The organism is Pseudorhizobium xiangyangii (assembly GCF_020531965.1).
GTDB classification, from domain to species: domain Bacteria; phylum Pseudomonadota; class Alphaproteobacteria; order Rhizobiales; family Rhizobiaceae; genus Neorhizobium; species Neorhizobium xiangyangii.
The window spans coordinates 1-22158 of sequence record NZ_JAJAWH010000040.1 but is presented as its reverse complement, the minus strand read 5'-3'; the positions used below and the strand labels follow the sequence as shown (position 1 = coordinate 22158).

Annotated in this window: 17 protein-coding genes and 1 pseudogene; 3 read left to right on the top strand and 15 right to left on the bottom strand. The window is 58.9% G+C overall.

Annotation, left to right across the window (positions count from 1 at the left end; genetic code table 11):
- The coding region (locus LH464_RS22675) for a hypothetical protein (RefSeq protein WP_226788686.1) at positions 1-184 on the top strand (184 nt) is incomplete at its 5' end.
- 69 nt (positions 185-253) lie between these two features.
- On the opposite strand, the pseudogene LH464_RS22670 reads toward LH464_RS22675, so the two are convergent.
- The 15 genes and pseudogenes from LH464_RS22670 to tssB form a co-directional block, all read right to left on the bottom strand.
- Positions 254-382, bottom strand: a pseudogene (locus LH464_RS22670) (DDE-type integrase/transposase/recombinase); the annotation flags it as partial.
- Positions 383-608: 226 nt separating this feature from the next.
- The gene (gene tssA, locus LH464_RS22665; protein WP_226788685.1) at positions 609-2135 is read right to left on the bottom strand and encodes a type VI secretion system protein TssA; all 1527 of its coding nucleotides are present in this window, start codon (positions 2133-2135) and stop codon (positions 609-611) included.
- Positions 2135-5776: a type VI secretion system membrane subunit TssM gene (gene tssM, locus LH464_RS22660; RefSeq protein WP_226788684.1), complete on the bottom strand. Its 3642-nt coding sequence runs from the start codon at positions 5774-5776 to the stop codon at positions 2135-2137. The genes tssA and tssM overlap by 1 nt, the downstream gene beginning before the upstream one ends.
- Before the next feature lie 24 nt (positions 5777-5800).
- Complete coding sequence (locus LH464_RS22655; RefSeq protein WP_226788683.1) at positions 5801-6601, bottom strand: type VI secretion system-associated protein TagO; 801 nt, start codon at positions 6599-6601, stop codon at positions 5801-5803.
- Complete coding sequence (locus tag LH464_RS22650) at positions 6516-8132, bottom strand: sigma 54-interacting transcriptional regulator (RefSeq protein ID WP_226788682.1); 1617 nt, start codon at positions 8130-8132, stop codon at positions 6516-6518. The genes LH464_RS22655 and LH464_RS22650 overlap by 86 nt, the downstream gene beginning before the upstream one ends.
- A complete protein-coding gene (gene tssH, locus LH464_RS22645) occupies positions 8129-10786 on the bottom strand; it encodes a type VI secretion system ATPase TssH (protein WP_226788681.1) in 2658 nt (885 codons plus the stop codon). The genes LH464_RS22650 and tssH overlap by 4 nt, the downstream gene beginning before the upstream one ends.
- 10 nt (positions 10787-10796) lie before the next feature.
- Positions 10797-11639 (bottom strand): type IVB secretion system protein IcmH/DotU, encoded by an 843-nt coding sequence (gene icmH, locus LH464_RS22640; RefSeq protein WP_226788680.1) that lies wholly within the window; start codon positions 11637-11639, stop codon positions 10797-10799.
- Positions 11636-13135 (bottom strand): type VI secretion system baseplate subunit TssK, encoded by a 1500-nt coding sequence (gene tssK, locus LH464_RS22635; protein ID WP_226788679.1) that lies wholly within the window; start codon positions 13133-13135, stop codon positions 11636-11638. Before tssK ends, icmH begins: the two co-directional genes overlap by 4 nt.
- Positions 13039-13482, bottom strand: coding sequence for a type VI secretion system lipoprotein TssJ (gene tssJ, locus LH464_RS22630; RefSeq protein WP_255648635.1), 444 nt, complete (start codon positions 13480-13482; stop codon positions 13039-13041). The genes tssK and tssJ overlap by 97 nt, the downstream gene beginning before the upstream one ends.
- A 102-nt stretch (positions 13483-13584) precedes the next feature.
- On the bottom strand, positions 13585-15087 hold the full coding sequence (gene tagH, locus LH464_RS22625) for a type VI secretion system-associated FHA domain protein TagH (protein ID WP_226788677.1): 1503 nt from the start codon (positions 15085-15087) through the stop codon (positions 13585-13587).
- A gap of 5 nt (positions 15088-15092) precedes the next feature.
- Positions 15093-16118, bottom strand: a complete 1026-nt coding sequence (gene tssG, locus LH464_RS22620; RefSeq protein ID WP_226788676.1) for a type VI secretion system baseplate subunit TssG — start codon at positions 16116-16118, stop codon at positions 15093-15095.
- A complete protein-coding gene (gene tssF / locus LH464_RS22615) occupies positions 16082-17848 on the bottom strand; it encodes a type VI secretion system baseplate subunit TssF (RefSeq protein WP_226788675.1) in 1767 nt (588 codons plus the stop codon). The genes tssG and tssF overlap by 37 nt, the downstream gene beginning before the upstream one ends.
- A 25-nt stretch (positions 17849-17873) precedes the next feature.
- The gene (tssE, locus tag LH464_RS22610; RefSeq protein ID WP_226788674.1) at positions 17874-18350 is read right to left on the bottom strand and encodes a type VI secretion system baseplate subunit TssE; all 477 of its coding nucleotides are present in this window, start codon (positions 18348-18350) and stop codon (positions 17874-17876) included.
- A 3-nt stretch (positions 18351-18353) separates the two neighbouring features.
- The gene (gene tssC / locus LH464_RS22605; RefSeq protein ID WP_226788673.1) at positions 18354-19871 is read right to left on the bottom strand and encodes a type VI secretion system contractile sheath large subunit; all 1518 of its coding nucleotides are present in this window, start codon (positions 19869-19871) and stop codon (positions 18354-18356) included.
- Between the two features lie 52 nt (positions 19872-19923).
- Positions 19924-20418, bottom strand: coding sequence for a type VI secretion system contractile sheath small subunit (tssB, locus tag LH464_RS22600; RefSeq protein ID WP_226788672.1), 495 nt, complete (start codon positions 20416-20418; stop codon positions 19924-19926).
- Between the two features lie 534 nt (positions 20419-20952).
- Here tssB and LH464_RS22595 point away from each other — a divergent pair.
- Positions 20953-21468 (top strand): Hcp family type VI secretion system effector, encoded by a 516-nt coding sequence (locus tag LH464_RS22595; protein WP_226788671.1) that lies wholly within the window; start codon positions 20953-20955, stop codon positions 21466-21468.
- Between the two features lie 129 nt (positions 21469-21597).
- Positions 21598-22158, top strand: a 561-nt coding sequence (locus LH464_RS22590; protein WP_226788687.1) for a type VI secretion system Vgr family protein, incomplete at its 3' end; no start/stop codon positions are given.

The following is a 22158-nucleotide window of genomic DNA, read 5'->3' as shown; positions in this document are numbered from 1 at the left end:
TCATCGAAGCGCGGCAGAAAACCACCACCGCTTCTGGCTCGGCAACATGACGTTAAAGGGAGCAGCCGTCGCCAACGGAACTGCGCGGGATTCGGAGCCTGATGCTGTTGCGCAGACAGACCTGCAGACATGCTGGGCATTAGCCGCTGGGAACGGGGGGATACGACAGCCTGCTGGAATGTGACAATCCGACGGAGAGGCAGAGCCAGCGGATTTCCTCGGGAGTCAGCGGCTCAAGCGCTGTCAGTCACCCCTGTCCTTTGCGCAAGGCGCGCATGACCTCAAAGCCCTTGATCGTCGCATAGGCTGTTTTCAGGGTATTGAACTCTCTGACTGGCTTGATCAGTTCCTTCAGCTTGCCGTGATCGGCCTTCGGATATTTGACCTGTCAGGCACGAGTTCTACGGGACATTTGCTTTTGGCCTTCGAATGTCCGCGAACTTTCACATAGTTTCGTCAACGCGCCAAATGACGCCACTTGAAATCGCCCATCAATAGTCTCGCTGAAAATCTTCGGCTCTCTTTCGGACATCAACGGGATCTTTGCAACAGTGCCGCCGGCATCACTAGAATACGAGATCAATGTCAGCCGCGCCCGGCAATGATGACTACCTGCGCTTTTTGGTTTGGAGTCTGCCGATGCGCTCCATCAATTCAGGCTCCCATTCCCTCACCGTACGATCGGCGATACCTTCGCCCAGCCTACTGGCCTGGGCCGAGACATGGGCCTTCATGCCCCAATCGCTCAGGCACTCCATCACCAGAACCTCCCAGATTGCCGTCGCTCGCGGATTTTGCATATTGCCACGGGTCTGGTCCATCAGCGAAAGCGCAACATCCATGCGGCCATGCCGCTTGTGTTCTCGGGCCGCCTGGATGCTCCCTCGCATTTCCTGATCAACGAGGCTGCTTTCTGGAAGAAGTTCGGCCGCATCGCCTTCGGGCAATGGGCGCGCGCCCTCCGGGACAGTGCGCCGGCCAGCAAGCCAGGCAAGGATTTCCTTGGAAACGAAGTTCGACCCGTCGGAGAATTGAAGTTCCGTCATCCATTTGAAGTTGGTGACGAACTGCGCCGTCTCAGCCCGGATTGCCTCGGCCGCGAGACCACGACCGCACGCCAGTGCGAGCCGATGGGCAATGAATTGGCCCTCGATCCAGAAGGGCTGAATCAGGCAGCTCCGCTCCAGCTTGTGCGCCGTCTCGGCGCTATCGTGGCCGCGCTCCATAGCGACCCTGTAGGTATCGGCGCTCTCCTCGGAAACCGGCTGAATGACGGTGCGGTGCCCGCTCTTCGCCGGCGGTGGCGACGAAATCCCGTACCAGGTGGCATAGCGCCTGATCCGGTAAGACAGCGGGTGAGAAACGTCAACGCCAAGAAGATAGTCCGCAACAACGGACAGGCTCTGTTTCAAGGCGCGTTCGCTGCTTGCGTCGAGCCGCAAGCTGTCCGCCCGCAGAGAGGCGACTGCCGAGACTGTCTGCGACGAGACAGCCTGAGGTGACCGCTTTGGCGCGGGGTCTGCTGACGGGCCCTCTATCGGCGTTTCCTTATTTGCGAGCTTCTCCATCTGTGCCGGCAGCACCGCCAGGCGAATTCCAAGATCTGGTGAGATTTCGGCGATCAATGACGAAGTCCGCCGAAGTGCATTTGCGGTTGCCGATCGCTCTTCGTCTTTCAGCGAGCCTTCGGCTGCTTTGGTGACCATCGCCTCGATGGAATCGACGACGTGCCTGAGCGGCGCGATACGGCCCTTGCCATGCGGGAAAGCGGTATCGCACCAAAGAACGATGAAGCGGGTGAAAAGCGCCGCAGCAAGCGGCAGGGTGATGCCGATGTCAGACCGGGACGCCAGCGATTGGACCATGAATGCGAGAAGACGGTAATCCTTTGATCGCTCCTCCATCAGCTGTCTGCACTGGTCGCCCACCCACTCCCACCGGATCTTGGCGTGAGACAGCGTCCCACGTTTCATCATCTCGGTATCGATCTCCTCAAACTGCTCATCATCATCGATGGAAGTCCCGTGCTGGCACTCTTTCGAGATGATAAGGCCGACGGCTCTGAGCCAGGGGTGGCCGTCAATCTGGTGCAAGCCACTCGCGTAGTCATGTTCGCTGAACTCTGGAGGTTGCATCACAATTGCTCAGGCAATTTCATCTGGCTCAACGGGCGCAGAGCAAAGGGATTCTTGTCCGTCGCGGACATCCGGACGCGGTAGGTGATTTTGCCGCCTGAGGTCGTGAACGTCAGATTGACGCTATCGACGGTGACATCGCTAATCTTCGCCTTGTCAAAGAGCCGGAAGCTCGACCAGAGCCCCTGGTGGGACAGCAAGCCGGAGCTTCCGCTCTTACGGGCGCCTGAGGTCGATATCTGGCTGACATCCTGCTTGCTCGACAATGCGTTTGGCCAAAGAATGCTGGTTGGACGCGACGGTCCGTGACTGTAAGGCACAAGCTGGCCCTCGATATTCAGCACCGCTCGCGACAGGTTTCCTGACATACCGACAGGCTCGACGAGATAGCGCAGCGTCGGAACGCCGTCGCTATTGAAGAAAATATCCCTAACACTGCGGACCGTGCCGATTTGCTTGAGAAATTCAGCACTGACGCGTAGCCCCTGGCCGTCGATGATGACCGGCTTGCCGGTATGTTCGTCGATGAAGGTCTTCAGATTGTCATTAAAGAACTGATTGAACTCTCCCTCCGGCCCAAAGAAACGCTGGAATTCCTCAAGCGAGACCTCGTCCATGCTATTTATGTTGAATGGATAGCGGCCAGCCAACTCAACATTGAATGTTCGGTAGACGTGGCTCTGCCAGACCAGTTGGAGATCGATTTTGGCGGCGACAAGAATGACGGTCCAGCTGTTGTTTGCAGCCTGCGTGAAGAACCGATCGAACGGCTTCGGTAGATTTCCGCCGACACGGCGCAGGACAAAAATCGGGTCGTCACCCTGCAGTTTGGTGCGCTCCTTTGCCCGCTCGAGCGCAACGGGCTTGCTCGATGCCTGCCCGCTCTGGATCCCGCGCAGATAGGCTTCCATTGCACTCAGCGGAACCATCAGCTCCTCGAACGGCGCCATTTTGCCTTCTGGCGACGTGACCAGGCTCGACAGTTCCGTGAAGGCACGGGCGATCCTGAGACCATGCTCGCGGTTCCTGTCGAAGGTCACCTGCGTCCTGGAACGCTTCGGATCAGTCTCGAAGGGCTTGGCATCGTAGATCTCCGTTTGCGCCTTGACGGTCGCAACCAGGCGAACGAAAGGACTGGCAGGACCATTGATCTCGGTGAATACACGGGTTGCGTCATCCACGCTGCGAAACGAAACGATGTTGAGGCCGTTTAGCGCCGCCGTCCAGGTGTTGATGTAATCAGTGGCATAGCTGTTCCGGATCTTCTCGCGGAACGCCTCAAGATCATCTGCCGAATAGTGGACCTTTTCCCGCTCGCCGGTGACCCAGGCGTCTTCGACGGCGATGACCGACAGGGCATCGTTCTTCGGAACGAAGAACTCAAGAAAGCCTGCTTTCGTATAAAAATACGGGATCAGGCGATCGGAGCTGGCGATCTCGCCGTCGCCCTTCTGCCGGAACACAATATCGTAGCTTGGCCCGATTTCGTTCCGGAAGCTGATGCCGCCGGGTACCTGACGTTCTGACAAGGCCTTCAGACCGCGATACAGGCGCACGTCACGCGGTACTTCGCGCAATGCAATCTGTGTATTTTGTATAGTCTGCCGGTCAATCGGCGCCGCCAACCGATTGGTATCGAGCGCATATTGAAGGTGCCGGGTAAGATCTTGCTGAACCGCGCTCTTACCCTCGAACCGGTTGTGCCAGTTGTGCTGCAGCCAGGCTATCACGGCCATCTTGCCGAGGCTGGCGGTCTCATCGCTGGAATCCAGTTCCTGCCGCCGCTGGAGATCGCCAAGTAGAAGGTAAACTCGCAGAGCATCCAGGCGTTCATCACTGTTGGATGTCGATCGATCCTGCCCAAGCCGGTCGATCTCTAACTTGATTTTGGAGGAGATGCTCGGCAGGAAGCGCTGCCGCAACAGGTCCTCATAGGCCTTTTTGACCTCTGGACCGAGCCGTCTGCCTTGATAAAGGGCCGCATAGCGGCGGGCGTCGCTCTTTTCCTGCCAACCGGGAAATTCGTTATTGGCGGACGAGATCGCATTGAGGGCGGCAAGGAAACGGGTTTCGTCGCCGCTATCCGTATCTGCGTTATCGCGCGGCAATTCGATGAAATCCTTGCTTGCAGCCAGAACATTGGCTGCCCGGGCAAAGTTATCCTGCATCGCTGCGTTGAGTAGGAAGCCGAAACCAAGCACCAACAACACGCTGGCCAGCACCGTCCCACGGAACACCAACCGCTTGCGCTGTTCGACCTTCAGATTGTCGCCGGAAAGCCCCGACTCCCGGAAAATAACCTGCTTGAACAGGAGATCGGTGAAAAACCGCATCGAATGGCCGGAATATGCCGGCAGCACCGGTGGCTGCATGTGGTAGTCGCGCGCGATACGATAAAGCAGAGCATTGAAGGGAACGCCTTCCTGCCGTGCCGACGTAAGGTAGATGCCGCGCACGAGAGGCGGCGTCGAAAACCTGTCCGATAGCAGCGCTCGCTTGAAAAAATCCGCGATTGCCGGGCCTGCTGCGGCGATCTCGCGGGAGAACGTGTAGATGTTGCGACGGCTAGCCGTGTCGCGCTGTCCATAGAGCCGGTCGAGCATGTCGTCATTGGCCTGGGTTATGAAGGCCTGGAACTCGCGTTCGAAGTCCTCAGCCCATTTATCGGCCGACACTTCATCATAGATTGGGAAGGAGAAGCCGAACGGCGTCGTCCGTTCGGTCCGCGAGAACTGTGAGAAGTAGTCGCGGAATCCCGCAAGTCGATCGAGCTTTGTCAGCACGATATGGACGGTAAACCTCGTTCCAAGCTTCTCGGAAATCTCTACCAACCGCCCGTGGATCGCCATCGCTATTTCGGTCCGGCGTTCGTCACTGGCCCGGATCAGATCGACAATATCCATGGTGAGGATAACGCCATTGATCGGCCTGCGCGGCCGATGCTCGGTCAAAAGTGTCAGAAACGCGTCCCACAGCCGCTTTTCCTTGGTCTGTACCTCAGACCTCGTCGCGCCGGTCATCGCCGCCGCCCGCTCCCGGTTGAGTGCGGTTGCCTGGGTGCGTTCCAGCCATGTGCCCGGAATGTCGAATAACATGCTTTCATTCGTGACCCAGTAGTGCGGTAGATCGGCACTGACACTCGACTTCGCATGGTCGTTGAGGGCATGTCCTAACGGGAAGGACAGATCCGCGTCGGTGATCAGCGAAGTTTTCCCACTCTGCGCCGGCCCGATCACGAGATACCAGGGCAGCGCATAAATCGAACGCGCCCGGCGCTCCTTGCCCATCCACTTCTCGCGAACGGTCCGCACCGTGTTGCGGAAGGACTGACTGAGGAGTGCGATCAGCTCCTCGTCCGGATCCGGCGCGGTCCACTCAATGGCGACCTGCTTCCTGGGTTTTATTCGCGCATTCGCTCGCGCCAGAAAGTAATTGTTGATGCCCCAGAGAACGACGAGAACGCCAACGGCGATCACGCGGTTGGTCACCGGTTCGAACGGTGCGTATTCCAGATAGTAGAAAGAGGGGCCGTAAAACCAGATAGCCGAGGCAAGCAGGATCAAAAGTGCCGTGCTCAAAAAAAGGCCGGATTTAAGACCTCGAAACAGCCTGCGGACCAATGTCATGATCGTGTTATTCATCGCCGTTCCAATCACTTTTTTATTTTACCAATGACATGCGGTTCGCAGTGGCTTCAGCTGATCCTTCAGATCGCCGATGTCGAACAGGAAGGCTCGGGGGCCGTCCGGATAGCCGACCTGAAGCTGGATCCGTTCAAAACCGGCGATCGCCTTGATCGTGTCGATGCTCTCAAGGCCGCGGCCGGCAATCACAAAATCGCCGTTCTCGATGTCACGCCAGTTGAGCCGGAAGACACTCCCTTGCCCTCCTGAGAGCGACAGCTGCGCCTGGAGCGTCCGGATCGGCTTCGGCAGAAGCACGCCAAGCGTTGTGATGTCGTTTTCGCAGCTCAGCATCAGTACCGCCTCTTCGCCCGGCGACTGACCAGCGGACAACTCGGCCTGCTTTGTGGTCATGAAGATATCGACCGTCTGCGGCGTCCATTCGTGCTGGGCCGCATTTTCGCCGGCCGGTTGGCGGTTCTGGGTGCCGGTCAGAGTTTTTCGGAAGTCGTCGTCCTTCATCAGCATGAACTCATGCCAAGGGCGCGCCCGGACGAGCCATTCATTGCTGCCGGCCGGCCGTGATTTCTCGACCTCTTCGATCAGCGCACGCAAGGGGGCCGGCGCCGTCGTGACCGCAGTGGATGGAGAGGTCGTCGTTGTCGAAGCGACCGGCGTTGCGAACAGCTCGTCGAAGCATAATAGACGGGAGACCCTGTCCTCCATAAGCCCGCAGTGCTTGCCCTGAGCAAGCAGGTTATCTTCGGCTGAGGCCCTGTCGAACTGTACCAGTGGCAGGATCACTATAAGACCTGCGAGCAATGCCATAGTCTTCAATTTCATTACCATATCTTTCAAGGCCATATTTCTTCAACTTATCGGCAAGGGTTCTGAGGGGAACTCGCAACTCTCTCGCGGTTCGCGATCGATCCCCCCCCTTGCTGAGGAGGCTCCTTCGGATCAGGTCACGCTCGTAGATGTCGCAGGCTTGCCGAAGCCCGGGCCAGTTCCCGGGCTCGCCATCAGGCCCCCCTTCGAGAAGGCACCGAACGTGCTTCTCGTCGATTGTCTGTCCCTGCCCTGTGAAGTGGATTGCATCGGTGATCAGCGTCTGAAGTTGTCGGACGTTTCCGGGATAGGCACATCCGAGCAAGGCCCGCTCGGCCGTCGGCGAAAGCACGTTGGCGCTGCGTCCCCTCAATTGGGCATCGCGCTGAAGGAAGTATTGGCTCAGTTCGATGATGTCGTCCTTGCGTTCGCGCAGCGGAAGAAGCTGAACCCTGGTCGCGAATTGCCGATCGAACAGTCGGTCGTGAAGCCGCTGCCTTGCAATGAGCGAATTGATTGGTCGTTGGGTCGCCGCAATCAGGCGAAAATCGCTTGTGAGTGCCTGAGTGGAGCCGGCCGGGAGGAACGACCTTTGCTCGTGTGCACGCAGAATTTTCGCCTGCAATGACAAAGGCAGGTCTGAGACCTCGTCGATGAATAGGGTTCCGCGATGGGCGCTCTCAAGGAGCCCTGCCCGAATGACAACTATCCCCGCTTCGTCATCTGAATGCCCGAAGAGATGCTTGTCCGGTTTGACAAGTTCGCTGGCGCGAACGCGGACGAATGGGCCGTTGCGTCGTTCCGAAAGACGATGCAACTCAAGTGCGGCAAGTTGCTTGCCGGTCCCGGTCTCACCTTCGATCAGAACCGTACCGGAACCGGGTGCCAGCGACGATATCAGCGACCGCAAATCCTGCATCTGGGGGGACTGGCCGACCAGCGTTGCTGACAGCGCCGCAGGCAGCGCCTGCTGGTAAAAATCCCGGCTTCTATCCGCACTCTGCACGGATCGCGCCAGGACGTCTGCCGCGGCAAGACTTTGATGCAGCTGGCGCAGGACGTGACTTTGGCGCGCGCTGAATCGAGCGAATTTCTCGGCAAGCTCAGTGGGGCCTCGCGCGGCCCCGCCTTTCGCGACGAAGGCGAAGAACACCAGGTCGGCGAAGCTGCCAGATGCGAAACGGGCCGGCACAATCACGAGCCGGGTGTCGTCCTGTTCTCCATCGAGGATTCCTCTAAGCGCCGCCATCGATTGTTCGCCCTGCGCGGCCTCCTCGATCAAGCGCGGCAGGTTCAGCGCCCAGATGATCGGATGGTCGGCGCGTTCGGATGTCGCGAGATTAAAAGCCGGCAGCCGATGGCCGATCGGCCAAGTGGCGAGGGGTACGCAGGCTTCCTGGGTCTCATTCAGTCCCATCAGGGCGACGAATTTTGCACCAAGAATCTGCGCCATGCAATGGACGATCTGCGTGCGTAGCCGCTCGACATCATCGATACCGGCGAGCTCGACACACAAGTCCAGCACATGGCTGCTGGCGAGCGTCATTGAGTCGCCTCAAGAGCTGGTTCGTCCTCACTCTTGCGGAAGGCGAATGCGAATTCGCCGTCATTCCCAAGCTTCACCTCAACCGACAAAAGGTGTCGCTCTTCGAGGCTGCAACGCAGCAGTTCGCGGGAGATTTCCGGCAGAACTCGCCTTTGAATGAGCTTGTCGACCAGTCGCGCGCCTGTCGCGCCTTGCGTGCAAAGAGCCTGCAAAAGCTCAATAACGCCCGGCGCCACAGAGAATTCTAAGCCCTGCCTTACCATGAACGTTTTGGTGAGATCGGAAACCCGGGCAAGAATGATTTCGCGCATGACTTCGCCCTTCAGCGGAAGGTAGACGATAGGCTGCATGCGGGCCAAAAGCGCCGGCTTGAAGTGCCGCGCAAGGACCGGCTCGATTTCGGCGCGGATGGTATCGGGATTGAGAGGCGGGCTGGCCGTCGCGAGGTCGAGGATCTCGTCGGAAGCCAGGTTCGAGGCGAGAATGAAAATGGTGTTCTTGCAATCGATCTCCCGCCCCTCGCCGTCCGACAGGGTACCCTTGTCGAACGCCTGGTAGAAGAGGTTTAGGACATCTGGGTCGGCCTTCTCGACTTCGTCGAGCAGGACGACCGAATAGGGCTTCTTGCGGATGGCTTCGGTGAGAATACCGCCCTCGCCAAAACCGACATATCCAGGCGGCGAGCCGATGAGCCGCGAAACCGTGTGCTTTTCCTGGAACTCGGTCATGTTGAAGGTTGTCATGAACTGTTCGCCGCCGAACATCTTGCGCGCGACTTGAAGCGCGGTCTCGGTCTTGCCGACGCCGGAGGGGCCGACAAGCAGGAAGACGCCCAACGGTCGGCCAGCCTGGTGAAGATCAAGCTTCGCCGACTGCAACTGCTCCTCGATGGCTTTCAGGGCATGGTCTTGCCCCTTGACGACCTCGCCAATGCTGATCGCAAGCGATAGCAGTCCGGAGACCTCGTCCTGCGCCATTGAGGAAACCGGAATCCCGGTCCAATCAGAGATGACGCTCGCGATCTCCGCTGCACCAACCTCTAGCGCCGTCAGGGGCGTGCGCTTGCGTTCATTGTCGAATTGTTGTCGCGCCAGGACAATCGCCGCGCGGCGACCTTCAGGGCCCTCGTCCGCCGCGGATCCCGAGAGAAGCGATTTCAGGCTGTCGCGCAACTGCGCCTGATAGGCGTGGTTGGCTTCAAGCGCTCTTTGCTCCGCTTCCGTCTCAACAAGCTGCCTATCGATGATTTCAAGCCGCGACAGCAGGTCCCTGTCGGCAAGACCGGTATCAAAATCGCGCTGGAGCGTTGCCTTCTCCTGCTCCATCGCTATGACGGACCGGCGGAGTCGTTCGATCACCAAGGGCAGGCCGCTCGCCGCAACGCGCACGCGCGCGCAGGCCGTGTCGAGCACATCAATCGCCTTGTCCGGCAATTGGCGACCGGTGATATATCGGGCCGACAGCCGGACGGCAGCGTCAAGCCCCGCCTCACTGATATAGACGCCGTCATGGGCGCGCTCGTAAGCCGGCACCAGTCCCCGCAGGATGATCCTGGCCTGTTCCGGCGTCGGCTCGTCCAGCTTCACCAGCTGGAAGCGACGCGTTAGGGCCGGATCCTTTTCAAAGTACTTCTTGTACTCGGACCACGTGGTGGCCGCGATGGTTCTGATCTCGCCGCGGGCCAGAGCCGGTTTAAGCAGGTTGGCCGCATCGCTGCCACCGGCCTGTCCGCCCGCCCCGATCAACGTATGCGCCTCATCGATAAACAGGATCGTCCGGCGGTCTGCCTGCTTCACCTCATCAAGGACCGCCTTCAGGCGTTTTTCGAACTCACCCTTGACGGACGCCCCAGCTTGGAGCGCGCCCAGATCGAGGCCGTAGATCTCCGCGCCGGCCAAGCTCTCGGGCACGTCCCCTTCAACGATCTTGAGCGCGAGGCCCTCGACCACCGCCGTCTTGCCGACGCCAGCTTCACCAACACAGATGGGGTTGTTCTTCCGCCGCCGTGCGAGGATGTCGACGATCTGGCGGATTTCGAGATCCCGGCAAAAAACAGGATCAATCTTCCCCTGTCGGGCCTGCTCGGTGAAATTATGGGCGAACTTTGCAAGCGCGCTGCTATCGGCGCCTCCATCCGCCCGGTCCAGCCTACCGTTTGCTGGCGCGGCCACCGTTGGTTCCTCGACGGATCCCCGGGTCAGACCCGCAAAGTCGCGTTTGATGGCGTCTCTTGGGATCGCATCGAGCAGGGCGGCATATTCGAACCGGGCAAAGCGCCCGAGATCCTGAAGCAGCGCAACAAGGACAGCGCCACTTCGGATGCTCGTCTCACCAAGCTCAATCGAAGCCACCATCCAGGCGTCCTGCAAAAGCTCGATCAGCAGCGGCGAAAACACCGGAGAGTTGCCGTCTCCATGACGGAACCGCTCGAGACCCGATTTCAGGCCCTCGATCAGCCGTTGTGGATCGATTGCGTAAGCTTGCAGCAGTATTCGCAGATCTCCCGATGGCTTTTCCGCCAGCGCCATGAGGAAATGCTCGATCATGACCTCGCGGTGACAATGCGCAACGCAGACGGATGCCGCGTCCTCAAGCGCCGCCCGGCTCGGATTGTTCAGTCGGTCGACAAGCCCCTTAAGTTCAACTTTGGCCATTTTTTTCTCCCTATCCGCGCAGGACTTGCGTCAACTCCGCAATAATTCCGTTGGTGAAGTGCTCGGTGTAAAAGAAGAAGCCGAGATAGGTGCCAACGGCAAGCGCCAGGGCCGACGCGATCACCGCGGCAATTGGTGTCTGCCAGCGCATGTGATGGGCACGGTCAACGATATGATCGGCTCTGAGCGTCATCAGCGGATCGACGGGACCGCGTTCCTTGCGAATAACATCGTGCACTTCCTTGATTAGCGCCTCGAGCTGCGCGCGCCCGTTGTGCACCGGCCGGTAGCGGCCCTCATAGCCAAGACACAGGCACAGATAGAGAAATTCGATGATCTGCAGGTAGCGCGACGGTTCCATCATCAGCCGCTCGAGGATGACAAAGAACTTTTCGCCGCCCCAGGTTTCGTCATGGAACAAGGCCAGCAAGCTGCGCTCAGACCAGCTGCTCACCTGCCCCCAGGGGCTGTTCATGACCGCCTCGTCGATCACACTGCAGAGGCAATAACGCAACGCCAGCACGGTCACCCGGTCATAGCCCAGCCTGTGTGTCTCAAGTTCGACGGCCTCGATCTCGTGCCTGCAGCGCTTATGAAGCTCGTCAACGTCGTCATATTGGCCGAGATCGGATACGCGCAGCACCAGGGCGAGCAATTCGGCGGTAGAATCGACCAGAGAATTGAGCGCACCGCCCCGCATTGCGAAGGAAAAGGCCTGATCCGTCCGGGCACGGATTGCGCGTGGCCGTTCCGGCTTTTGCTCGGCCACGGCAGTGGAGCCGGCCTCGGCTAAAAACAGCTCGTTGTTTTTCAGTCCGCGGTTTGCACTTCCGTTGATTGTTAGCTCATTCATGGCGTACCTGCCTGACCCTGGCGTCCGCGGACGGCCCAAAGCTGCATCTCGAGATCGGGGAATTCGCCGGCGATATGGAATGCGAAACCGCTGGATCTGGCGAGGTTCTTCCAGCCGCTGGAATTGTGGTCGAGCATGAAATAGGTGTAGCCGGCATGGTACGGCAGCTGGCGCGGGGCCGTTGCCAGGGCTTGGAGTACAACGCCTGGCAGATGCAGATTGATCAGCTCGCGGATCTTTTCGATCGACGAGATCTTGACCTGCGCCGGAAAGGTCTTTGCCAGCCGGTCGAGCGGCACGGCGGCACGCACCGCGAGAACGAAGACGCAGGTGCTGAAGAGTTCAGGATCGCTGATCGGCGCGGTGAGGATGCCGTACTTGTGCTTGTGCAGCGGCAGGGCGACAGCGTTCGGCTCCAGCAGCACGCTGAGCGAACGGTGCAAGGAGGTGATCAGCGGATCGAAACAGACGCGTGGCTCTTCATGTGAGTATGCCAGCCAGGGGCCCGCTAACCTCGACGCATGGGTGAAGGTTGCAAGCTCTCCGGCGGCGCCAGCGAAAACCTCGAACAAACGCTCCGGATGAACACGCTTGATCGTGCTCAGATGCCTGAACACCGGCCCTAGACGATTGACAGTCTGAAGCATCATGAAATCGGCAACGTCGGCGACACCGCCTTGATGAACAGCGCCAAGGCGGGTGGCTATTTGTTGGGCACGCTGGTTGAGCAGGCCTGAAAAATCATCGAGCGTCCGGCACAGCCGCGGGATCGCATCGATGTCATAAGCCATCGGCATGAAATCGGCATCGAGCACAATGCTGCCATCGCTACGCTTCTCCTTGATGCGCGCAATCGGAATGCAAGTGTATGAGCTGCGGTCCTCGCACCCGAGCATAAGGTTTGTGCTGAGCTGCCCGACATCGACACTCCAAGGTTCCGAATCGTCGCTTGCCGTATCGAGCGTCTCTTGGCTCAATATTGAGAGCCGGGCAGCCTCCTTGGCCCCTCCCTCTGTCAAAATCTCCGGGATGCCATTCGCCCAGAGAGGCAATGCAAGATAGACAATCTCGTCGGCAATATTCGTTCTGGAGATATCCAGGGGCTTGGGCGGAGGGGTTTCGCCTGGGATTTCGAAGACCGTGCGGTCCGGGAAAATGCCGCTGGCCGAGACAATGGAAACCCGGCCATGAAGGAGATTTTCGTGATTGATTTCGATGCTTTCCAGGCCATACTGGTAGGCATCGAGCGCATCGCCGCGCCGGCGTGTCACATACTCGTGGTAACGCACCTGCTGCTGAAAATGATTTGGCCTTAGAAAAGCGCCATCTGCCCAGATGACCTGATTACGCAACGACAAATTCTTCTCTCCTCTCCGGCCCCGGGGGGCCTTCCGAAACGTTAGCGATGGATCTGGATCGCTGCCTTGTTCTTTCTGATGGGGATGACGATGGTGTAGATTTCGCCGACGGCCTTGACCTTCTCGACCGCCCGCCAAGTGGCGTTGTCGAGGCTGGCAAAACCGACCGCCACGCCGATGAAGGCAGTGTCTTCCTTCAACTTGAGGGACGGCAGCACCTCCGACTGGCCGGGCGAGACCTGCTTGGTCTGATGCCGGACATAGGAGACGCCGAGCGTTGCCTTGGGATCCTGCGACAGGTTTAGAAAATCTGCGGACATAAGCTGGTCGTCGCCGGCCAGTTCGAAAATCCAGACATCTACCGGAGCGTCGGCCATATTCGTCCGGTTTGCGCCCGGCTCGGAGTAAAGGGTGATCGTCGCCGTCGACGGTTGTTCCTTCGGGGGACCGATGGGAAGATCGGGGTCCATGGCGATCTTCCCCATTTTATCTATGGCATCGAACGTCTTCGCCGGCGTGCACCCTGTGCTCAGGCTGCCCAATGCTGCGATCAAACTTGCCTGGAGGAAGGCGCGCCGGAACATGCGTCACCCTTCCATCGTTAATTGGCGCATCTCGCGGTCATAGACTTGGCCGTAGACCTCCCAGAACATGCGGGAAAGCCCGCCTTGCTGGTCCGAACGCATCTCGGCGAAATAGTGCTGGTACATCGTCCAGTGCCACGCATCGAGATCGCCCGAGCGCGGTGCGTGGCCCTTGTACTTGAGGAAGCGCCTGGCCAGTGCCACCGGGCCGAGTGCCTGCAGGACACGGTCAAGCGCAGCCTCGGTCGCGGCTTCGCTGGCACGCTGATGATGTCGTAGCTGCTCCAGGCTCTCGCCGATCGCCGCTGCCGCCGAAAGGTGAACCGGGCTTTGGGCGAGGAACAGGTCGCGGATCGTATCGTCAATCGGCTGCTGCAAGCGCAAGGGGTTGTCCTCGATCGCATGCAGGTGCGTCTCGGCAAGGTGGCTCTTGTTAGACAGCTCGCGCTGGTGTGTCGCCATCAGACCGGCGATCGCCGTCTTCAGCGCCTCACCGATATCGCGCGCGAGCCGGTTTGTCTGTGGCACACTCATGTCCTGCACGGGCAATCCCAGCGCCTGGCAGAGCGGCCGCAGGACAACGTGGTCGATAAGTCGCTCGTCGGCCGCTTCCGACTCTACTCCACCAAGCCAGCGGTCTCGCGTCGAGGCATCGCGAAGGTCTTCGGTGCTAACCGAGCGAGGATAGAGCGCCGAGGTGGTGAGAGATTCCAAGTAGGCATCCATATCCCCAGCAGGCGCCTGTCCAGCCCGGCTGGGTTTGCCCGTCATCTTGCCGTCTCTCACCCTTGGCAGTGTCAGATGCGCCGATCCCGGCTGAAGATCGTCTGGCATTTCAACGCGGTTGGCCTTTTCCGGCTCAACATTAATGATATCGCCCACCTTCAGCACCATAATGTCACCTTCTGCTTTCTGGTCCCGGTCAAAGGCCGCCACCGGGTCCTTTGTGCTCGTCATGCGGCTCTTACTGTCCTCATCGAGCACCTCGAGGGGATCGGTGCGGCTGGCACGCGCCAGCCGCTCGGAGAGCTGGATGTTTCCGTCCCGGCGCATCAGCCTGGACTCGAAAAGGTTGCCGCTGGAGAGCTCCTCTTCGGCCTGATCGCCAACGAGCGCACCGACAGACATGAAGCGACGGGCCCATTGTGCTCCCCGCTGCGACATTTCTTCGTCCTCGTTCGACGTCACCGTCACGTAGGCGGAAACCTCGAAACGTCCGATCGCCAGCGTGTCGCCATCTGTCACCCTGAAAATGTCTCCCAGACCGATGACGGAAGAGGCCCCATTGACCTGAAGGCCGGCCGCGGCGAGCACCTCGAGACAAAAGCCGCCGTCAATGTATAGGACACGCAGGTGCTGCGGTTCCACCGTGGCGCGCCGGTCCGCCAGCACCCACTGGCAATCATCGGCGCTGCCGATGCTGCCGCCCGTTTCGTCGAAGGAGGCAGTCGCCTTGACGCCGCCGTTCAAATCGCCGGTATTGTTGACCATGAGTGTGAGGCGCATCGTGATCAGCTCCTCACCCGGATGATGACGTCGCGCGCTTCCGCGTATTTACGGTCGCCAAGAAATGACGACCAGCCAAGCCGGCCGGGGCAATCCCGCTTCATTGTCAACGGATGGGCTTCTGACGGCAGAAGTCCGAGCTTGAGGTCATAAGCGAGTTGGTCGCGCATCATGAATTCGACGAGACCACGCAGCCGCTTGTAGTCAGCCCCATGGGGCAGAAAGTCCTGGAAGCGTTGAAACGTCAGGTTCCGGATGACAATGCGGATCTTACCCTGGATATCGCGCGCGCCGTTGCCGAGGATCATGTTGTGGCCGAGCGACGAATTTCCACGGCCAAGCCTCGTCGTCTGGTCGGCGGAAATGCGAACTTTGCGCTGCACCCACTCATCGATATCGACGGCGCTCAGCCGAAAGGCGTGGACAATGATCCGCGCCATCATTGAAGGTGACCGGTTGCGCGTCGACAGCATGCCGGCGAAGCAAAGAAGCCGTGGCCAGTAGATGTGCGTAGACGCGCGCGATTCTGCGCTACCGAGACCGAACAGTGAGAACACCCACGACGAAAACGGATCGCGGCCACCCGGTTGATACCGCCGATAATAGCGGTGCTTGCGCCAGGCCCGGAAAAGCAGTCCGACAAGTCGATTGTGGAAGAAGTCGTTGAAGCCCTTGGTGACGGATTCGTCCGCGTCGAAACGGGCGATCTCTTCGGCGAAATAGCTGGGCAGTGGCGTACCGGATCCGTGAAGCCCAAGGAAGGTCACATTTATGCGGAAACGTTCGACCCCACCATCGTTGGTCGGCGGGAGGCGGCGGATGTCAGCGACGTCGGACAAAGGAAATGCCAGGCTATGGTCGACGCCGAAAAACAATTTCTCGTCGGCTGCCAGCGCATGCGTGCCCGTTTCCCGGCCGCCATCATAGTGGCCCTGGATGAGTTCGATTGCCTGAAAGGCGGAAAACCTTGCGGCTTCCCGCTCAAGGTGACCGCCTAGATCAGCGGCTGTCGTCCGATCCGAGGCTGCCATGTGTATATCTCCCCATGTTCTTCCCCACGCGCTTCAAGTTGGTGGAATGAATTGACCGTCGCGTAGAGCGCGAAAAACTCCGCGAGGATGCTTGCAAAAAGGTACATCTCCCCTTCCGACTGAAAGCAGCTCTCGCGCATTGTCATTTTGGTCTTGAGCCCGCGAATGGGCATACCCTTGAACAGGCGATCCACCGGCTGCGTTGTCAGCGTTAGGATGCCTTCGAGCCTCTGTCGCGCCGCACGTTCAGCCTGGCGGTCATAGAGGCTACGATAATCGTAGGTGGACAGGATCGCAGCGATCGCATCGCGGTCGAGCAGCGACATGTAATTGAGCGAGAGATTCGCAATAAGATTCCAGTTAAGAGTCCCATCGAGCGGCGGATAAACCGGCACTGTTGGGCGCGTCACATTGGTATACTCGACGAAGGTCGCCGCCGACTTAGGTGCAGTGCGGATCTCACCGATTGCGAGTTCTGCGCAGATATTCCGATTGAAACAGGTCAGGTCGACCGATAGCGACTCTTCCACCGGAACCGCTTCCCTCGAATTGTGCAGGACAAACGAAATCTCATATTCAAAGCCGTCGTGCGAGAGCGACTTTTTTGCCCGGTGGCGATAGTAGATCTGCTCGCCATGCGGCCCCTCTCCAACCTCATGGTTGAACGATTCAAACGCAGGATAGGTTCGCCCGCTGGAAATCCGTTCGTCCCGGCCAGACGTGATATGGCTGGTGCAATGGTCGATCGAAAAGACCTCAAGCTGGCCGGTTTCCTGATCTTGCGGACGGATGCGATAGGCGGTTTTTCGATGATCGATCAGCAGCGGGTCGGCGCCGGTCAAAAAAAGGTTCACTGCGGGGACACAATAGAGCTGAATGGCATCCGGCCGGAGACGGATGTCAGCTGGCAGCGAGCGTTCGAACTCGAGTTCAATCTCGAATTCGCTTTCGGCGCGTCCGGCAAAGACCGGCCCAAGCTTGAGGAGGTCGTATCCGTAGAATTTCGCCGGGAACACGAAATATTCCTGGAGCAGGCGGTGCCCCTCGAATGCGGTTCGTGGCTGCGGAAGTATTGCCTCGCCCGCGCTCATGCCGATCGGATAAAAATGGCTGTCCGGGGGCAGCGATCGTAAGTCGTCCTCACCAAAGACGATCTTGATGGCCTTCAAGTAGCGACCGGTCCAAAGATGCAGCACCTGCGAAGTTGTCGCATCGCCTGTGAATGTGAGCCGGAGGTCCGTCAGATTAATCTGCCCAAGCGGCAGCCCCGACAGAGTTTTGAAGGCAATGCGGATCCGCGCGTTGTCGCGAGACTTTTCCAGTCGCAGCCCGGCGATTTCCAGCGGATAGACCGCGCAATCGCTTGTCGTTACAAATCGGCATGGCACGCCGTCGACTGGGTTCGACAGCACTTCGGTCGCTTTCGCGACGATCTGCCGCTCGGTGATCGATCGATCGATCGGCGTAAGTTTCATCATAGTGGTGGAGGGAAAGACACGCAGGAAATTCGGCCACACGATGGAGATCATCGAGTGGGTGAATTCAGGCATCTCGTCTTCGATCTTGCCCCTGATACCACTGGTCAGAAAGGCGAAGCCCTCCATCATGCGCTCGACGTCAGGGTCGGTGCTTTCCTCGGACAGATATTTTGCGAGCTTCGGATTGAGTTTGGAGAACTCGCGCCCGACATCTTTCAGATAGTTGAGTTCGTCCTGAAATAGCTTGTTCAAATCGCATCCTCCTGCGTGCACGCAACTAGCCGAGTTGATGGATCCGGCCATCGCGCATCGCCATGTCGATGCGGATCTGTTCATGGACATCGTCGACGTCGATCGAGCAAAGAACGGCGAACTTCAACAAAAGCGGCGCTTCCGGATCCGGAATGTGCTTGACATCGACGCAGCTGATTCGAGGCTCTGCGGCCTGAATACAGCTCTTGATCGCTGCGGTCATGTGATCGGCGACGTCGTTTGAATTCACCGTGCTGTCATTAAAATCGGTCACACCGACGAGAGGGTTTGCCGCGGCACCGCCGGCATGAATATTCAGCGCCCGGTCGAGATTGCGCTTGATCGAACGAAGAAGCGCATCGATCCGGCTATCATAAGCCAGAACATCGAGGTCTTCCTCGTCGATCAGCAGGCGCTCGAACAGACTGCCGGCCGCCGTCCGGGACCTTGAGTTCCAGACGGCGCCGCGTGCTGATAGTGCCAGATTCCTCCCCCCCGCCATCGGCTAGACGGCCACGTCTGACGTGACGGTCGCCTTGTCGAGTTTGCCGACTAGCGACAATTCGAAGTTTGCGCCCATATACTTGAAATGCGGACGCACCTTCAGCGCGACCTGATACCAGCCTGGATCCCCCTCGACATCCGAAACCTCGATGGTAGCGGCGCGGAGCGGACGACGGCTGCGTACCTCCGACGGCGGGTTTTCCTGGTCGGCGACATATTGCTTGAGCCAGACGTTCAGCTCCCGCTCGAGATCCTCGCGCTCTTTCCAGCTGCCGATCTGTTCGCGCTGGAGCACCTTGATGTAGTGCGCCAGACGATTGATGATGAACATGTAGGGAAGCTGGGTGCCGAGCTTGTAGTTCGTCTCAGCCATCTTCCCTTCGCGCGTGTTTGGGAACCGCTTCGGCTTCTGGATCGAATTTGCCGAGAAAAAGGCGGCGTTGTCGGTGCCCTTGCGCATCGTCAACGAAATGAAACCCATCTCGGCCATCTCAAACTCGCGCCGGTCGGTGATCAGAACCTCGGTTGGGATCTTGGCCTCGAGCTGTCCCATCGCCTCATGAATATGGACTGGCAGGTCATGCACGGCACCGCCGCTCTGAGGGCCGATGATGTTCGGGCACCACCGGAACTTCGCAAAGCTGTCGGTGATACGGGTCGCCAGCACAAACGCGGTGTTGCCCCACAGAAAATGCTCGTGGTCGGTCACGACATTCTCCTCGTAGACGAAGGAGCGCGTCGGGTTGTCGAGCGGGTCATAAGGCTGACGCAGGAGGAAGCGCGGTCCGGTCAAACCAATATAGCGGGCATCCTCACTTTCGCGCAGGCTGTTCCACTTGCGGAAGCGTGGCCCCTCGTAGACCGAGGCCAGCTCCTTCACCGACGGAAGATCGACATAGCTCGACACGCCGAACATGTCCGGTGCTGCCGCGCCGATGAACGGGGCATGCGCCATCGCGCCGACAGCGCCGACATATTGCAGAAGTTTCACGTCCGGGGCGGACGGCCCGAAATTATAATTGGCGACCATTACCCCGGTAGGGTCGCCACCGAACTGGCCATAGCCCGCCGCGTACACATGCTTGTACAGGCCGGATTGAACGACCTCCGGGGCCTGCTCGAAATCGTCGAGAAGCTCTGTCTTGGAGATCGAGAGCACGTCGATCTTGATGTTTTCCCGGAAGTCGGTGCGGTCCACCAATAATTTGAGCGAGCGCCAAGCCGATTCAATTTCCTGAAAATCGGCGTGATGCAGGATCTCGTCAACCTGCTTGCTGATCTTTCGGTCGAGTTCGGCGATCATCCTGTCGACCACCGTCTTGTTGATCTTCTCTTCCGCCCGGTTGGACCTGAGAAGGTCCACCATGAACGCTTCGACCCCCTTCAGGGCGATGTCATAGCTTTCTTCGCCCGGCTGCAGCCGCGTTTCTTCCATTATCTGGGCGAGGAGCGATCCCTGCCCGGTGTCATTTGCAATCCCTGAATTGCTCTGCTCTTTCAATTCCGCTGTACCGCTCATGCCGAAACTCCTCTGCGAACGGGAATAAAGTCCTTGTCACATCGCATCGCGACTATTCGCCCGGACGAACGGTTTCGAGTTCGGTCAGCAGCTGCGCACGGCTATCTTCATTGTCCAGGAGTTGCTGGAGGCGGCGGCGGAACGCGGGCATGTTGCCAAGCGGCCCCTTTAAGGCTACGAGCGCTTCGCGCAGTTCGATCAGCTTCTTCAGTTCAGGAACCTGCTGAACGATCGCATCCGGTTCGAAATCCTTCAGCGATTTGAAGCCCAGCGAAACCCTAAGGTCGCTGTCGGCGTCTTCAGCGAGAACATTCTTTACGGTCAGGTCGCGACCAATACCGGCGCCCTCCATCATCGCGGCAAAATTGTTCTTGTCGACCACAAGCGGGCGACGATCTTCCAGCGGCGTTGCGTCGTCCTTGCCGACGAAATCACCGATCACCATGAGGCGAAGCGGAAGCTCGGCCTCTTCCTGCTGTCCGTTGGTTGCCGGCACATACTTGATATTGATGCGCTCTTTCGGCGCCACAGAGCTCTCTCTACCCACGCGTGTCCTCCTCGGCTTGCCAATTCAAGCTGTCCGTCATTGTTCGCCTCAGAGGGTATCAGCGATCTTGATTGATTTGCAAGGATCAATCGAATCTTGAATTCAAAATGTGAGAATATTCAATTTGCAGAATAGTGGCCAGATATCAATATGATAATCGTCAGGTACCGATTGCCGGACCCATCTGCCCTTATGGGCATTCGGATTGGGCGTCATACCATAAAGATTTTTGGCGATATTTCGCCAGAACAATAATATCATTTGTGTCAATGGGTTAAGGGCGTTTCTCTCGTAGTTTTACCGTCTGGATGTGAAAAATCTGGCGGAATTCCGCCGAAGGTAGCCTCTGCGTTTGAGGCATTCGGCATGTGCGAGTGCAGCCCCTCTTTCAGCAATTGTTCGCGCTATATCAATTCACTAGCTAGTTTTGTTCGATGCGATTGCCGGTGCATTTCGATTCTGATTGACTGGGGGTTATATTCACATACGCCGAAAGACATTCGGTCGACGGTCATTCAATAGAAGGACAGGCTGATGCCGACACCCGCATACATCTCCATCGAGGGCGCGACCCAGGGCCCGATCACCCAAGGCGCCGCCACCGAGGATTCGATTGGCAACATCTGGCAGGAAGGTCACGAGGACCAGATCCTCGTTCAGGGCGTCGATCATATCGTCACCATTCCCCGCGACCCGCAATCCGGCCAGCCCTCCGGCCAGCGCGTGCACAAGCCGTTCAAGTTCATCTCCTCGCTGAACAAGTCGACGCCGCTGCTCTACAATGCGCTGACCTCCGGCGAGATGCTCACCAAGTGCGAGATCAAGTGGTACCGCACCAACACCGCCGGCAAGCAGGAGCACTTCTTCACCACCAAGCTTGAGGACGCGCTCGTCGTCGACATCGACTGCTGCATGCCGCATGTACAGGATCCGAAGAACGCCGACTTCACCCAGCTCATCACTGTTTCGCTCTCCTATCGCAAGATCACCTGGGAGCACACCGTTGCCGGCACCTCCGGCGCCGACGACTGGCGCGCACCCAAGGCATGAGCCTGAGTAAGCCGGGCTGGCGAGCGTGAGCCTGAACGTCTCGGCATTGCGGGGGCGGGGCCTGTTAATTCCGGCCCTGCCCTACCCTTTATCCTGAACCTGCCGAAGGAGGCGACTGCCGTGAACGTCATGCCAAAACTGCCGCAGCTGTTGCAAAGCCATGACGTGGCATTCTCGTTCTGGGTGAAGGACGTGCCCGAGAGTGCCCTGGTGGTGACGGCGTTCGCGGCCGAGGAGGCCATGTCGGGCCTGACCCGCACCGAGGTCATGCTGGTGAGCCGCGACGCGGCGATCGATCTCAACGCCATGCTCGACACCCCGGCGACGCTGACCATCCACCACAAATATCTGGAGACGCCGCGTCATTTCTCCGGCGTTGTCGTTGAGGCAGAGCGCGGCGATAGCGGCCATCACCGCACCGCCTACAAGGTCACCCTGCTGCCGGTGCTCTACCGGCTCGATATCCAAAGTGATTCCAGGATCTTCCAGGGCCAGAGCGTGCCGGACATTGCCAAGGCGGTCTTTGCCGAGAACGGCATCGAGAACATCCAGTGGGAGCTGACCGCCGAGCACCTGACGCGTGAGTACTGTACCCAATATCGCGAAAGCCATCTCGCCTTCATCGAGCGCATTCTCGCCGAGGAAGGCATCTTCTATTTCCTGCGCCATGACGACAAGGGCCGCCACACC